This window comes from Collinsella aerofaciens (assembly GCF_015560135.1).
GTDB lineage: Bacteria > Actinomycetota > Coriobacteriia > Coriobacteriales > Coriobacteriaceae > Collinsella > Collinsella aerofaciens_AN.
This window is the reverse complement of sequence record NZ_JADMRH010000002.1, coordinates 206376-222254: the sequence shown is the minus strand read 5'-3', so window position 1 is coordinate 222254 and position 15879 is coordinate 206376. Positions and strand designations below refer to the sequence as shown.

Sequence of the window (15879 nt, the reverse complement as noted above, 5' to 3'; positions counted from 1 at the left end):
CCCGACGGGAAACGAAAAAGCCCGGTTTTAAACCGGGCTCAACAAACACGCCTATTGACAATGGCTTTCTCATATTAGAGGGGTCGACGCCGTTAAGGCATTGACCCCTTAAACTGAGTAACGGCGCTGCCCAGCTCTTCACTACTTGGGCTGCCGTCGACTTTATTCTACCCACGGGTGCCAGGTTTAACAAATGGATTTTCGGTAACGAGGCCTCGGCAACCGCCGCCTTGATTGGCGACCCATGCTCTGCCACAGGCTGAGGGTTGTCGAAAAGTCGAACATTATAGCTACCCATAATATAGCCAGCTATAACGTCATTCGACGACCGGCGCAAACGCCCACGCGGACACGAAATGCGCTGCGGTGCCATTGGGGATTATGGGATGCGCTTTCCGCTCGAGGCCTCAACCGGAAACGGCATCCCGGTCTGAAGGTCAAATCCGGGGCGTAGTTTCCGCTTGAAGACCGATTCGGAAAGGTTGTCCCGTTCTGGAGCCAAATACTGGGTCGTAGTTTCCGCCAAGCATGCCATCCGGAAAGCGTGTCCCGTTCTGAGCCTGAATTCTGGGATGAACTTTCCACTGAAGCATCTACTGGAAAATGCATCCCGTTCCGAGGCTTAATTCTGGGATGCACTTTCCGCGGAGAGACTACCGTTTTTCGAAAAAGTACACGTCCCTAAACTTACCAGGTCTTCATAACTTGTTGCCGTTCACGGGAGCCGATCACCGCCCACCGATTCGAATGTAAAAATGTCGCCGAAAACAGGCCATCTACCTGCATGGTTAGATTTTGGTCAGCTTTTGGTCAGTTGGGCGGCAAGTTGCGGCTGATACGTTTTTTGCTACCCAAAAGGAGGCGGTAGCTCATGACCCATTGCAATGACCAACTCATCGACCAACTGCTCACTCAAGCCGAACAAGAGGGGCGCTGTCTGATTCCCCCGAGCACGGCAATCCGAAAAGCGCTCCTTCGGCGCATCGGCAGCGCGGTCGTCTCGCCCATGCCGGGACTGTTCGCGCGCAAAATGCGCTGGGATGAACTCAACCGGGCACAGCGTCATTGCGAGATTATTCGCGCCCTTGCGATCATCCACCCCGATTGGACGTTCTGCTCGTTTTCGGCCGCCTGCCTGCTGGGGCTCGAGGTCTCGTGGCGACATCTGAACGTTGTGCATGTCTGCAGCTCGACAAAGCCGTCGGCTCGCCCGGGCGCGCATATTCAGCGGCATCAGATCGAGCCGGCCGGAGCAATCCGTCTATCCGGCACATCAGTAACGCCGCCCATCCAAACGGCTACAGATTGCCTGCTGCAAACTGGCTTTGCAGACGGCATGCCCATTGCCGATTCGGCGATCTCAAAGCTCGGCCTTACGCGAGAGCAGTTGATGGAGGCCGTCGAACAACGAGCGACCGCCCGCAATGGTCGCGCGATTCGCACTGCCCTCACGACACTTCGATATGCCGACGCCCGCGCCGAGAGCGGTGGAGAATCGGTCGCCCGAGCCGTCATGATCGAGACGGGCTTTGCGCCCGACTGGCTTCAATACGAGCTGACGGACCCCTTCGATTCGGCCAAGCCCATACGAACGGACTTTGCCTGGGAGCGCCAGACGCGGGAACTCACACTGGGCGAGCTCGACGGGCTCATCAAATATACCGACCAGACCATGTTGGCCGGACGCACCACCGCCGAGGCGCTCGTTGCCGAACGACAGCGCGAGGCGCACCTATCGCTCTACGGTCACCCTCTGCTGCGCTTTACCATGAGCGAAGTCCGCTCGGCGGGTCTGCTCGCGAAAAGGCTGCAGACGGCAGGCATCCGGCAGACCGCTCTGCCGGCATGGCTCAACGAGGTGGAGTTGTAGGAGCTGTTGAGCTTATGCCCGTCTGCCTGCCAAACCGGGACACACTTTCCGGTTGAAGCTCCAACCGGAAAGTGTGTCCCACTCTGGAGCCGAATTCCGGGATGCGCTTTCCGCCAGAGGCTCTACCGGAAAGTGCATCCCATTCTGAGCATCGATTCTGGGATGTAATTTCCGCCGAGGGCTCCAAGGGGAAACTGCATCCCATTCTGAGCGCTCATTTCGGGACACGCTTTCCGCTCCAAGCAAAAGGCCCCGGCTCACGATGGAGCTGGGGCCAAAGGTGCAGCATATACAGTTGGTGTTGTGCGCGAACAGCCCATCAGCAATGCCGTCTGCGCCCTACCCACGGTGACGGGCGCGGCTGTACGGCGTATCCACCATGGGCAGATCCGGACGCAGCTTGCCGTCGAATGCGCGATAGGCGTTCTGCACGGCGGGCGCCGTGGGGATCGTTGCGATCTCGCCGATGCCCTTGCCGCCGTATGCCACGGGCAGCAGTTCGTCCTTCTCCACGTAGATGGCGTGGATATCCGGAATCTCGGGCGCGCGGAACAACCCGAGCGTGCCGTACCTTGCCTGGGGCACGCAGTCCTTGAGCGGCCAGTCCTCGGTAAGCGCATAGCCCATACCCATGAGCACGCCGCCTTCGATCTGACCCTGGATGGAGATGGGGTTGACCACCTTGCCGGAATCGTGCGCAGCATAGACCTCGCTCACGCGGCCGTCATCGTCCAAAATGACCACATGCGTGGCAAAGCCGTAGCAGATGTGGCTCTTGGGGTTGGGAACATCCGCACCCAGCTTGTCGGTCGGCTCCAAGTACACGTAGCCAAACTCGCATCCCTCGAGCGCCTTGATGGCGGTCGCGGGATCCTGAGGATGCATACCCTGACCGGAGACGAGCTCCTGCGTGCGCAGCTGGTAGGCGCGACCGTCGTCGTATTCGATCTTGACGCCGTCGCCATGCGCGCTCACAGGAGCATCAGGCGCAGGCTTACCAGCCTCGATGCCAACCATGGCATCGCGCAGCAGGAAGGCGGCGCCGCGCACGGCCTCGCCGGTCACGACCGTCTGACGCGAGCCAGACGTGGTGCCGGAGTCGGGAGCGTTCTCGGTGGAGCACTCGCCATTGGCAATGCAACTCAGCGGCAGACCGCACGCCTCGGCAACGTCCTGCAAAAAGACCGTGTTGCAGCCCTGGCCGATGTCGGACGTAGCGGCATAGACCACGGCCACGCCGTTCTCGACGCGGATCTTGCAGCGGCCGGCATCGGGCAGGCCCACGCCCACGCCGGCGTTCTTCATGGCGCAGGCAATGCCGGCATGTCCGGGATGCGCGTAGTAGGCATCCTTGACCTCGAGCAGCGTCTCCTTAAGTGCCGTGGAGCAGTCGGCAATCTGGCCGTTGGGCAAAACCTCGCCCGGCTCGATGGCATTACGGTAGCGAATCTCCCACGGATCCAGGCCGACCTTCTCGGCCAGCAGGTCGATCAGGCTCTCGAGCGCAAACTCGGACTGGCAAACGCCAAAGCCACGGTACGCGCCGGCAGGCGGGTTGTTAGTGTAGTAGCCGAAGCCGCGGATGTCGGTGTTCTGGTACTTGTAGGGGCCGACGGCATGCGTGCAGGCGCGCTCGAGCACCGGGCCGCACAGCGACGCGTAGGCGCCGGTGTCAAAGTTGATCTCGCAGTCCAGACCGGTAAAGTTGCCCTCGGCGTCGCAGCCCAGCGTAAAGGTGCCGTCCATGGCGTGGCGCTTGGGATGGAACGCGAGCGACTCGGCACGCGTGAGCTTGCACTTCACAGGACGCTGGAGCTTATAGGCAGCAAGCGCGGCCAGGTGCTGGATCGAAACGTCCTCCTTGCCGCCAAAACCGCCGCCCACAAGCATGGTCTCGACAACCACACGCTCGGGCTCGTTGTCCCAGCCAAACATGTGGGCGCACTCTTTGCGCGTATCGTAGGCACCCTGGTCGGTCGACTGCACCTTGACGCCGTTCTTGTACGGGAAGGCGACGGCGCACTCGGGCTCCAAGAAGGCATGCTCGGTAAAGGGCGTGGTAAAGCGCTGCGTCACGGTGAACGCGCTCTCCGCTAGCGCCTTGGCGGCGTCGCCGCGCGTCACGTGACGGCTCTGGCACACGTTGTCCTTGAGTTCCACCGTGTTGCCAAAGGCAAAGAAACTGTCATGCAGGCGCGGGGCGTCGGCAGCCCTAGCCTCGACAATGTTGCGCACGGGCTCCAGCGGCTCGTAATCAATCTTTACGAGCTTCTTAGCCTTCTCGAGCGTCGCCTCGTCCTCGGCAACCACCAGCACGATGGCGTCACCCACGCAGCGGGTGATATCGCCCTGGGCGATCATGACATCCCAGTCCTGGATAAGGTGGCCGACCTGGTTGACCGGCACGTCCTCGGCGCGCAGGATGCCCACCACACCGGGCAGGGCCTCGGCCTTGGAGGTATCAATGGAGAGCACGCGGGCGCGCGGATACTTGGAGCGCACGGCGCTAGCATAGGTCAGGCCCGGCTGATCGAGCTCGTCGATGTCGTCGGGATACTTGCCCTCGCCGAGCACCTTCTTGCGCACGTCGATGCGGAAGGCGCGCTTGCCCACACCGTAGTCGTCGCCGCGCTCCAGGTCCTCGTCGATCTGCTTTTCGCCGCGGAGCACCGCAGCTGCCAGCGAAATGCCCTCGATGATCTTCTTGTAGCCGGTGCAGCGGCAGACGTTACCGCGAATGGCGTACTTGATCTGCTCCTCGGTGGGCTCGGGGTCCTCAGCGATGAGCGCCGCGCCCGCCATGACCATGCCGGGGATGCAAAAACCGCACTGCACGGCGCCCACGGCACCAAAGGCGTACACAAAGGCCTCGCGCACGTCCTCGGGCAGGCCCTCGACGGTCACGATGTTGCGACCGGCGGCAAGAGCGGTGGTCAGTACGCACGCCTTGACGGCCGCACCGTCCACATGGATGGTGCAGGTGCCGCAAGCGCCTTCGGAGCAGCCATCCTTGGCGGAATGGATATGCAGGTCGTCGCGCAGGTAGCGCAGCAACGGTTTATTCTCCGTCGTCGTGCGCTCGACGCCGTTAACGGTAAAAGTGAATTCCTGTGCCATGGTGATTCCCTTCTACACGCCGGCGGCGATGCCGGTGCGGTCGTGGATGGCGCCATGCGGGCAGACGACGGCGCACATGCCGCACGACAGGCAGTCCACGCCGTCGATATGGGCGCAGTTGTCCTCGATGCGGATAGCGCCGGCAGGGCACTTTTTAGCGCACATGCCGCAACCGATGCAGCTCGTGTCGCAGATCTTGCGAGCGATGGCGCCCTTATCGGTGTTGTTGCAGCGCACCAGAATGTTCTGGTAGCCGGGAACGAAGGCAATCACGCGCTGCGGGCACGCCATGCCGCACAGGCCACAGCCCGTGCACTTGGAGCGATCCACGCGGGCGATGCCATCGACCAGCGCAATGGCGCCGTAGGGGCAGGCCGTGACGCAGGCGCCACAGCCAATGCAGCCTTCGCTGCAGCGGGCGTCGCCGCCTGCGGAAGCGCAACCACTTCCGCAGGCAACGTAGGCCACGTTATGTTGAATGGATTTGGCCATAAGAGACTCGCCTATTTCTTAAGAAGGTACGAATAGTTGTCGCGCACGGCCCTGATGGTCAGGCGGACGGCCTCGGGAAGACCGGTGTTGACGGCATCGACCGAGACGGTGCGGACCGTGCCGGCGACGCGAACCTTAAAGTGGTCCTCGTCCACGGCCAGGAAGCCCTCGTTCTCGGAGTTCTCCATGTCCTGCTCGCTCCAGAACAGGGTGAGCTTGTCCTTGTAGGGACGACCCTCCTGGTAGGGGCAGAACACGGCGCAGTTACCGCATTCGTTGCACATGCCGTCGACATGGACGACCTGATGCTTGGCCAGGCCCGGCACCTTAATTGCCACGTTGGCGCGGTTGGGGCACACATCGCAGCAGACCTCGCACACCGAGCCGCAGCCCAGGCAGCGGGTCTTGGTGCAGTTGCGCTTGTCGCGGCACAGCGACCCCTTGCGCTCGTAGCAGGTGTCCTCGCGGCCGGCCTGCTCGTTGCAGTCGGCGTACTTGTTAAAGTCCACGCCGGCGATGGCGCGGGCGACCTCGGCGGCGTCGGCGATAGCCTCGACCACGGTGGCCGGACCGCGACGGCAGTCACCGGCAGCCCAAACGCCCTCGACGCCGGTGGAGGTGGCGGCAAGGCGGCCGCGACGGTCGTGCTCGACGCCCGCGGCGTCGTACAGGCTGGCATCGATGCCCTCGCCCACGGCGCAGATCACCGTGGTGGCGGGAAGCTCGACGGTCTCGCCCGTGGCGACGGGGCTGCGGCGGCCGCTTGCATCCGGCTCGCCAAGCCCCATAACGTCGCAGGTCAGCACGGCGCCGTTGAGTGCCTTGGGCGCCAGCAGCTCGCAGAACTCAACGCCGTCGGCAAGAGCAAGATCAAGCTCTTCCTCGTCGGCGGGCATCTGCTTCTTGGTGCGACGATACACCAGACGCACGTTCTTCACACCAGCCAGGCGCTTGGCCACGCGAGCCGCATCCATAGCGGTGTTACCGGCGCCAATGACTACGACATCCTCGCCCAGCTCGAGCTTCTCGCCCTTCTTGGCGGCCTCGAGGAACTCCAGCACGTCGAGCTCGGCACCCTCGCCCAAGCCCGCAGAGCCGGGCATCCAGGCACCGGTGGCCACGACCACGTTGGTAAAGCCCTGGGCCTTGAGCTCTTCAATGGAATCCACGCGAGCATTGAGCTGTACCTTGGCGCCAAAGGCCAAGCAGAGCTCGGCATCGTGAGAGATATCGTCACTGGCGATACGGAACTCGGGGATCACGTGACGGACCACGCCGCCGAGCGAATCGCGGGCCTCGAAGATGGTGACGGGCACGCCGGCACGCGTCAGGAAGAACGCCGTCGCCAGGCCGGCCGGGCCGCCGCCGATAACGGCAACGTTGCGCTCGCCGTCGTTGGCGATGGCCTGGGCGCGCAGCTTGGGCAGCACGGCCGTCATGGCCTCGCGGGCGGCCTTGAGCTTGCTGGCGCGGATCTGGGCGCCCTCGGGCTCGTAGAACGCACGCTCGCAGGCACGGCCGCAGGGATGCGGGCAGATGGTACCGGTGATGAACGGCAGGGCGTTGCGCTCGATGATGATGTTGAGTGCGTCCTCGTAGCGGCCCTCGTCAACAGCCGCCAGATAGGCGGGAATATCCTGCTGGATGGGGCAGCTCGTGCGGCACGGCGTGGTAAAGCAGTCGGAAAGCGGGCTCTTGCCGGCGACCTTGCGGTCGGGCAGCGGGCGCAGCGGCTTCTTGTAGAGCGGGTTGGTGAGCGAGTCGGTCTGGATCGCAGTCACGGCCTCGAGAGAGACGCCCGCGAACGGCTTGCCATCCAGGTCGGTAAACTCGCCAGCCATCTGGCTAAAGCGCTCGTAGCCACCAGGCTTGAGTACGTCGGTCGCCAGGGTGACGGGCCAAATGCCGGCATCGTACAGGGCGCGGATGTTGTAGACCGTAGCACCGCCAGAGTAGCTAATGCGCAGCTTGCCATCGAACTGCTCGGTAATGCGGCGGGCGGCCTCGATGGTCAGCGAGAACAGCGAACGGCCGGACATGTACATCTCGGTGGAGGGCAGCTCGTTCCTCGTCACGTCGACGGGGAACGTGTTGGTCAGCTTGACGCCAAACTCCAGGCCGCGCTCGGCACACAGGGCAATCAGACGCTCAAACATGGGCACAGCGTCGACCCACTGCAGATCCTCGCGGAAGTGCGTGTCATCGAAGACGATGTAGTCGAAGCCCAGCTCGTTGAGGCGCTGGCGAGCAAACTCATAGCCCAGCAGCGTGGGGTTGCACTTGATGTAGGTGTTGAGACCCTTCTCGGTAATCAGATAGGTCGCGATGCGCTCGATCTCCGCCGGCGGGCAGCCATGCAGCGTGGACTCGGTAATGGAGTTGGAGACGCGCGCCGGGATGGACTCGACAAACGCGGCATCGACATTCTCAAACTTGTCCAGGTTAGCGAGCGCCCACGTGCGGCACTCGTTCCAAACCTCGGAGCCGCTGGCGTCCTTCATGCCCTCAATGTACGCATCGACCTTGGGGCTCTTGATGCCCTCGAGGTCATAACCCACGGACATGTTGAAGACAAAACCATCCGGGCTGCCCAGGCCGTACTCGCGAGCGATCAGGTGGCAGGCAAACCATGCCTTCACGTACTCGGCAAAGGCCTGCGGAACCTCGAGCTCGGTCGACCACTCGCAGTTGTAGCACTCGTCCTGCGCCACGATGCAGGGCTTGTTCACACACTTGGAGAGCTCCTCGCCGTCCATAACCTGAACGGTCTTGAGCTCAAAGAAGCGGGAACCGGCCACGTAGGATGCCACGATGTTCTGGGCCAGCTGCGTATTGGGACCGGCGGCCGGGCCAAACGGAGTCTCGATGCGCTCGTCAAAAATGGGAAGCGCGCCCTCCTGGTTGGTCGTGACCATCTTGCGCACGCCAAAGACGGCGCCCTGAGTCTTGTGCTCCTCGATGATCCAGTTCATCAGCTGCGAAAACGGGATCGGCCTCATGATGTCGCTCATAATGAGCTCCTCTCTGTAACGCCCGGCGAGACCGCGCGACGGGCGCAAATACGGTGTAGCGCTAGCACAGCGCCGGCGACCCCGCGGAGGCCGCCTATACGCGCGTCGAACGCGGCGAAACATCCGACGCGCGTGAATCTACTTGTAATTAGTAGGTGCGTTCGTTGAGCGTGCTCCAGAGCTTCTTGGACTCAGCCATGGTCCACGCGTTGATCTTGTCCTCATCAATGCCAACGAACTCGCGATCCTTGTACAGGACGCGGCCGTTGATGATGGTGGTGCGGCAGTTTTTGCCCATCATGCCAAAGAGCATGTGGCCGTCGATGTTCTCCTCGCTCAGCGGCGTAAAGGGCTTGTAGTCCATAACGATGACGTCGGCGGCAGCGCCGGCCTCGAGCACGCCGAGCTTGCGATCGAAGTACTTGCTCGCCATCTTGGCGTTGTTCTCGAACAGCATCGTCATGGCCTCGCACCAGCCCACGTTGGGCATGGCGGCGTTGTGGCGCTGAATGATCAGGAAGACCTTAAGGCTCTCGAGCATATCGTGGGTGTAGGCGTCGGTGCCCATGCACACGGGAATGCCGCGGCGGAAGAACTCGAGCACGGGGGCGCAGCCCACGGCGTTGCCCATATTGGATTCGGGGTTGTTGACGAGCCAGGTGCCGGACTCCTTGACGATATCCATCTCGGCAGGCGTCACGTGGATGCAGTGACCCAGCATGGTGTCGGGACCCAGCAGGTTGTGCTGCAGCAGGCGCTCGACGGGACTGATGCCGCCGCGGTTGAGGCGGGAGTCCCACACGTCGTTCATGCCCTCGCACACATGGATGTGGAAGCCGGTCAAGCCGTTGTTGGCCTCGGCCATCTTGTCCATGGTCTCGTCCGACAGCGTAAAGGTGGCGTGACCGCCAAACATGGCGGCGATCATGTGGTTGTCGTTATCGCGACGCTCCTTGGCGGCCCACTGGGCAAATTCGGCGTTCTCGGCAATGGCCTGGTCGCACTTTTCCTGACCGCGACGGTCGGAGACCTCGTAGCACAGGCACGAACGCATGCCCAGCTCCTGAGCTGCATCCTTAATGGTAAAGAGGCTTCCCGGGATCTCACAGAAGCTCGCATGGTGATCGAAGATCGTGGTGACGCCATCGCGGATGGAGTCAAGAATCGTGGCGTAGGCGCTGGCCTTGGTGCCGTCGAGTGTCAGGTTGTCGTCGATCTTCCACCACTGCTGCTCAAGATTCTCCAGGAAGTTAGTGGGGTTGCAGCCCTTAATGGCAAGGCCGCGGGCCAGACCCGAGTAGATGTGGGTGTGGCAGTTGATGAGTCCGGGCATGATGAGGTTGCCCTGGGCGTCGACGTACTCGGCATCCGGGTACTTGGCCTTGAGCTCGCACTCGGGGCCCACTTCGACGATCGTATCTCCGTCAATGGCGACCGCACCGTTTGGAATGAACGGGGCCTGAGCGTTGCGGGTAAAGACGGAACCGTTAGCGACCAGAAGCATGGATGCTCCCTTCGACATCAGAGGCGGGGTTTGACACCTCTGACATGGCGGAGTGCGAAGCGCCGGCCTACACCGGAAACGGGCCCTCTCCCGTCAACGCTTCACCAAAGGGACAAACCCTTTGAAGTGCGGCTTGGCGCCGCATGACGTCGGCGGACGAGGCGATGCGTCCACCGACGAATAGCACCGAATTGGTTACTTCTTGCTCTCGGGCAAGACCAGATCCACGGCAGCGTCCTTGGCAGCATCGATGTGTTGAGCCACGACCGGCGTCTGCGGAAGGATCAGGTTAAGGACAATGGCCATGATGGCGGTGGGAGTTACGGCATTGGAGCCGATGACGGTGGACACCCAGGCGGGCATACCCTCGCCGGCAAGGCAACCGCTGGCCATCCAGATACCCAGGCCAAAGACGACGGAGGTACCGACGATGGTGGTAGTGCGCTGCGTGAGGCCCTCGCGGGTGAACATGCGCACGCCGTTCATGGTGATGGTGCCAAAGACGCCGACGGTCGCGCCGCCGATGACGGGCTGCGGGATGGCGGAGAGCACGGCCGAGAGCTGCGGGAACAGGCCGGCGATGGCAAAGACGGCCGCGATGATCACAAAGACCCACTTGTTGACGACCTTGTTGGAGCAGATGATGCCCACGTTCTGGCCAAGGGCGCTGGTGGGAAGACCGCCCAGCAGGCCGCCGACCATAGAGGTGAGGCCCTGGGACACGATAGCGCCGGAGAGCTCGCGCTCGGTGGGCATACGGTCGATGGAGCCCAGGCAGGCGGCAGAGACGTCGCCGATAACCTGGATGGCAACCATGGGGAACACGACGGCGAGGGTAATGCAGACCTCGGGATCAAACTCGAGCGCATAGGGCATGAGCTTGGGAAGGGCGAAGACCTGGGCGGTGGCGACGCTGGAGAAGTCGATCATGCCAAAGGGGATGGAGACGATCATACCAACGATCATGCCAAAGAACACGGATCCCAGCTTGAGCGTGCCCTTGCCAAAGTTGGCGAGCGCAAAGACCACGGCGAAGGTGATAAGAGCGACGCACCAGGCCTGCGGGGTGCCCCACAGCGGCGTACCCATACCGCCGGCCATATACTTGACAGCCGTGGGATAGAGAGAGACGCCAATGGAGAAGATGACCGTACCGGTCACGACAGGCGGGAACAGCCACTTGATCTTGCTGTAGGCCAGACCAAAGAGGACCGCGACGGCGCCACCGACGATCTCGCCGCCCAGCAGCGCACCAAAGCTAAAGCCCGAGGCACCCATGGCCTGCAGGGCCGGCAGGAACGCGAAGGAAACGCCCATGACGATGGGCAGGCCGCCGCCGATGCGACGGAAGGGAGCGAAGGCCTGAAGGGCCGTATCGATCGCCGAAAGAATGAGCGCGACCTGGATGATGTCGGTGCTCTGCTGGCTATTAAAGCCGTAGACGCCGGCCATGATGACCGCCGGGGTAATGATGCCGGCAAACGATGCCAGTACGTGCTGAAGGGCACACGGGATCATTTCCTTAACGGGAGGCATGCCTTCGCGAGTGAACAGGGCTTCAGTGCCGTTCGTAACCGTCTCCTGGGTCATTTGACCACCAATCCTCGAAATAGTTGTTTTCGCATCTAACGCTCTATTGTGACGCAGTGCGGGGTTGAGGTTGTGCCTTCGTTGGATATCGTATTAAAGATGATTCTCATTCTCAATAATAATTTTTTGTTATCAGACTATTCTTAAGCTGAGATAACGAATTTCCGCAGGTCAGGAAAGTGTCCGGTCAAAATAGCATCTAACTTTTCTTTTGGTCAACCGTTTACCGCCAAATTCCTACCGTTCGTCTGTATTACGCAATGTACCTGCGAATATGCGAGATGAGGAATGGCGTGTTACCATGAGAAAAAATTGTTATGAACATTTCCGATTTCACCCCAAGGAGTTGCCCGTGAACGAGACCGTACGTCGCTTTTTGCCGATGGTCGATTTCCTGGAGCAGATACTCGGTAAGAACAGCGAAATCGTGCTGCACGATTTCTCAGATCCCGACCACGCCATCGTCGATATTCGCAACGGCATCGTGAGCGGCCGCAAGGTCGGCGGTCCCGCCACCGATCTGGCACTCAAGATCATGCACGACGCCAAGTATCGCGACCTGCCGTTTATTACGGGCTACGAGGGCCGCGGTGCCGGTGGCAAGACGTTGGAGTCGGCGACGTACTTTATCCGCGAGAATGACGAGATCGTCGGTATGCTCTGCGTCAACACCGACCTCTCGACCGTACGCTCCATCAACGCCATGGCGCAGCAGCTCATGGCGTGCTTCGACGCGGCGCCGACGCGCACGGAGCCCGCCCCTATCGAGGTCGAAAGCCTTTCGGAGTCCACACAGGAGCTCATCGACCGCAGCATTGCCGAGTTGCTGAGCGCGCGCGGGCTGGATGTAGCGTCGCTTGGTCAGGGCGACCGCGTGGACGTCATTCGCCACCTCAACGGCAACGGGGTGTTCATGCTCAAGGGCGCCGTGGCCTGCGCCGCCACCGCGCTGGGCATCTCGGAGCCCAGCGTCTACCGCTACCTGCAAAAAGTTCGCAAGGAGGGCTAACGAGCAAAATGGAGCGCAGCTCCACAAGCGATCCGTCACTTAACAAAAGACCCTGCAGCTCGCACGCGCTGCAGGGTCTTTTTGCATGTCATGTTTAGTTGTTGCCAACGCCTTAGAGAGCGGCGACGACCTCGATCTCGACCAGACCGCCAGCCGGAAGGGCGGCAACCTGGAAAGCGCTGCGCGCGGGGAACGGAGCCTCGAACTTGGAGGCGTAGATCTCGTTCACGGCAGCGAAGTCGGCAATGTCGGCCAGGTAGACCGTGGTCTTGACGACATCGGCAAACGTAGCGCCGGCGGCAGTCAGCAGGGCCTCGACGTTAGCAAGGGACTGCTTGGCCTGGGCCTCGACGCCCTTGGGCATCTTGCCAGTTGTGGGGTCGATGCCCAGCTGGCCGGACAGGAACACCATGTTGCCGGTCTGGATACCGGGGGAATACGGTCCGATGGCTGCGGGTGCGTTATCGGAAGACACGACGGTCTTGCTCATGTTTATCTCCTTACGGTTAACTAGAAAGCGTGAGCGCGGCGTTCGCACCGGGAGGCACAGTTCGGTCTGAACACCGCGCTTGATTGGGATAGTACTCAAGGTTTCCGCGCGATGCAAGATTATTATCAGTTTACGAGAATATTTTATCGCCCAACGGTTTCCCCGAACCGCTGAACGGTTCTCCACGGGGTCAGCCAGCCCAAGCTGCTGAAGACTTTATCCCGCTTGGAGCACGGGCATCGCCTGCCGCAACGGCACCACTATACTTTTGAATATCTGAGCATTTTGAAAGGCAGGATATGACCGCAACCGCCAGTCGAACCACCAACCGCAGACCCGAGCTTTTGGCGCCCGCCGGAGGGCCCGAGCCCTTTGCCGCCGCACTCGCCGCGGGGGCAGACGCCATCTATTGCGGCATGGGCAGCTTCAACGCCCGCCGCAAGGCCACCAACTTTACCGACGAGGCCTTTGAGCAAGCCTGCCGCGCCGCACATCTAGCCGGGTCGCGCGTCTACGTCACGGTCAACATCGTCATCAAGCAGTCCGAGATGGGCGATGCGCTGCAACTCATCCATCGCTGCTCCACGCTGGGCGCCGACGCCTTCATCATCCAGGACTGGGGCCTGTTCTTTGAGGTCAAGCGCACGATGCCCGGCATCGAGACGCATATCTCGACCCAGGCGAACATCCATGATGACCGCGGAACGCTTTGGTGCCGCGAGCAGGGCGCCGACCGCGTGACTCTCTCGCGCGAGCTCTCCATCGACGAGATCGCCGCCATTCACAACGCCGCGCCCGATGTGGACCTCGAGGTCTTTAGCCACGGCGCCATCTGCTTTTGCTACTCGGGTCTGTGCCTGCTGTCGAGCTTTGCCATGGCGGGCCGCTCGGCCAACCGCGGCATGTGCGCTCAGCCCTGTCGCCTGCCTTACGAGCTGATCGACGAGAACGGCCGCTCGCTCTCCCCTGCCGGTCGCGAGCGCGCGCTATGCCCGCGCGACACTAACACGTCGCAGCTTGTTCGCCGTCTGTATGACGCCGGCGCCGCATCGCTCAAGCTCGAGGGCCGCATGAAGGCTCCCGATTACGTGTACTCCATCGTCGATGTGTACCGTCACCAGATTGATGACATGCTGGCCGGGGTCGCCGTAGATAAGCACGAGGACGCCGCTCGCCAGCGCCAGCTCAAGCGCTGCTTTAATCGCGACTTTACGCACGCCTACCAGGATGGCACCTCGGGCGACGAGATGATGAGCTACGAGCGCTCCAACAACCGCGGCCAGATTGTGGGCACGGTGCTGGGCAGCCGTCTGGCCAACCGCGATGTACGCGGACTAAAGCCCGACGATCGCCGTCGCCGCGCCGCCATCGCCCGCATTGAGCTGCTTGAGCCCGTGGGCAAGGGCGACCTGCTGGAGCTTCGCCACGATAACGAGTTTGACCAGTTCCTGACCACCATTGCTGCCGATGATGCCGCCGCGGGCGACATCATCGAATGTCGCGTACCCCGCAGCATGCCCGAGGGCTGCCGCGTCCGCGTGATTCGCAGTCAGCGTGCCATCGACGCCGCCGGCGCCGCGCTCAAGCGCGATGTGCTGCGCCGCCGAGCTGTTGATGTGTCCGTCGTGGCGCGCCTGGGCGAGCCGTTTACCGTCACACTCACCTGCTGTGACAACCCCGCGCTCGCCGCCACCGCCACAGGCTTCACCGTCGAGGCCGCCAAGACTCGCGCCGTCGAGGCGGCAGACCTGGTTGAGCATGTGGGCCGTATGGGTTCCTCGCCCTTTGAGGCTGCGAGCTTTGACGTTTCGCTCGACGCCGGCTGCGGCATGGGCTTCTCCGCCGTGCACAAGGTGCGCGCCGCCGCCTGTAAAGCATTGGAGGAGACCATTCTGGCGCCGTACGAGGAGCGCGCGAAAACGCTCGAGATTCCGTTGCTCGACAAATGTACGCGCGCCATGCCCGAGCATTACCGCGATGAGCCGCAGATCTGCGCCGCCGTCACCACGCTCGAAGCCGCCGAGGCGGCTCGCGCCGAGGGCGCCGCGCGCATCTATATGACCACCGACGCGCTCGAGGCTGTCGGACTCTCCCCTGCCGATGCATTTGAGCAGGGTATCGTGCCCGTACTCGACGAGGTCTGCCGCGCCGTCGACCACGAGCGCGTCGATCCTTGGATCAATGCCGGAGCCACCGTCGCCGTCGGCAATATCTCCGAGCTCGCCGTAGCCGCGCATGCCGGCGCCACGGCCGAGATTCGCTCTTGCCTGCCGGTGCACAACATACCCTGCATGGAGGCGCTTGCCGAGCGCGGAGCCGGCGCATTTTGGCTCTCGCCCGAGATCACGCTCGACGAGATTGCCTCGCTCGGCGCCGCCGCGCCCGCGGCTCTGGGCATCACCGTCTTTGGCCGTCCGCGCGTTATGACGAGCGAACACTGCATTCTGCAGGTTGCCAACGGCTGCATCCACGATTGTGTCAACTGCCGTCTGCGTGCCCGCAAGCTCTCGCTCAAGAATATCGACGGAAAGGTCATGCCCGTCCGCACCGACATCCACGGCCGCTCTCGCCTGTACGATGCCTACCCCATCGACCTCACGCCGCAGGTTCCTCAGCTGCTCGATGCCGGTGTGCGTCGTCTCATGGTTGACGGAACGTTGCTCGAGACGGATGAGGTGAGCCGTGCCGTCGCCCGCGTCCGTCGTGCCGTCGAAGCGGCGCAGGCGGGCCGTAAGCCCGCCGCCCGTCTGCGCGGGGCGACCTCGGGCTGCATGTTTGTGGGAATCAGCTAACCGA

The 15879-nt window shown here is 62.3% G+C and carries 9 protein-coding genes; 3 read left to right on the top strand and 6 right to left on the bottom strand.

Annotated elements, in window-relative coordinates; genetic code table 11:
* Window positions 1–871: 871 nt before the first annotated feature.
* Window positions 872–1870 (top strand): hypothetical protein, encoded by a 999-nt coding sequence (locus tag I2H19_RS01970; protein ID WP_195620930.1) that lies wholly within the window; start codon window positions 872–874, stop codon window positions 1868–1870.
* A 339-nt stretch (window positions 1871–2209) separates the two neighbouring features.
* Here the strand turns inward: I2H19_RS01970 and xdh are convergent, their stop codons facing one another.
* From xdh to I2H19_RS01945, 5 genes are all read right to left on the bottom strand, one after another.
* The gene (xdh, locus tag I2H19_RS01965) at window positions 2210–4987 is read right to left on the bottom strand and encodes a selenium-dependent xanthine dehydrogenase (RefSeq protein ID WP_195620929.1); all 2778 of its coding nucleotides are present in this window, start codon (window positions 4985–4987) and stop codon (window positions 2210–2212) included.
* A gap of 12 nt (window positions 4988–4999) precedes the next feature.
* On the bottom strand, window positions 5000–5479 hold the full coding sequence (locus I2H19_RS01960; protein ID WP_055285180.1) for a 4Fe-4S binding protein: 480 nt from the start codon (window positions 5477–5479) through the stop codon (window positions 5000–5002).
* A gap of 11 nt (window positions 5480–5490) precedes the next feature.
* On the bottom strand, window positions 5491–8490 hold the full coding sequence (gene ygfK, locus I2H19_RS01955) for a putative selenate reductase subunit YgfK (protein WP_195620927.1): 3000 nt from the start codon (window positions 8488–8490) through the stop codon (window positions 5491–5493).
* Window positions 8491–8638: 148 nt separating this feature from the next.
* On the bottom strand, window positions 8639–9994 hold the full coding sequence (gene ssnA, locus I2H19_RS01950; protein ID WP_195620925.1) for a putative aminohydrolase SsnA: 1356 nt from the start codon (window positions 9992–9994) through the stop codon (window positions 8639–8641).
* 195 nt (window positions 9995–10189) lie between these two features.
* On the bottom strand, window positions 10190–11584 hold the full coding sequence (locus tag I2H19_RS01945) for a uracil-xanthine permease family protein (RefSeq protein WP_055285183.1): 1395 nt from the start codon (window positions 11582–11584) through the stop codon (window positions 10190–10192).
* A gap of 352 nt (window positions 11585–11936) precedes the next feature.
* On the opposite strand from I2H19_RS01945, the gene I2H19_RS01940 reads away from it, so the two are divergent.
* Window positions 11937–12593, top strand: a complete 657-nt coding sequence (locus I2H19_RS01940; protein ID WP_271745430.1) for a helix-turn-helix transcriptional regulator — start codon at window positions 11937–11939, stop codon at window positions 12591–12593.
* A 112-nt stretch (window positions 12594–12705) separates the two neighbouring features.
* Here I2H19_RS01940 and I2H19_RS01935 read toward each other — a convergent pair whose 3' ends face one another.
* Window positions 12706–13083 (bottom strand): RidA family protein, encoded by a 378-nt coding sequence (locus I2H19_RS01935; protein ID WP_195620922.1) that lies wholly within the window; start codon window positions 13081–13083, stop codon window positions 12706–12708.
* Between the two features lie 299 nt (window positions 13084–13382).
* On the opposite strand from I2H19_RS01935, the gene I2H19_RS01930 reads away from it, so the two are divergent.
* Window positions 13383–15875, top strand: a complete 2493-nt coding sequence (locus I2H19_RS01930; protein ID WP_195620921.1) for a peptidase U32 family protein — start codon at window positions 13383–13385, stop codon at window positions 15873–15875.
* The last annotated feature ends 4 nt before the right edge of the window (window positions 15876–15879 follow it).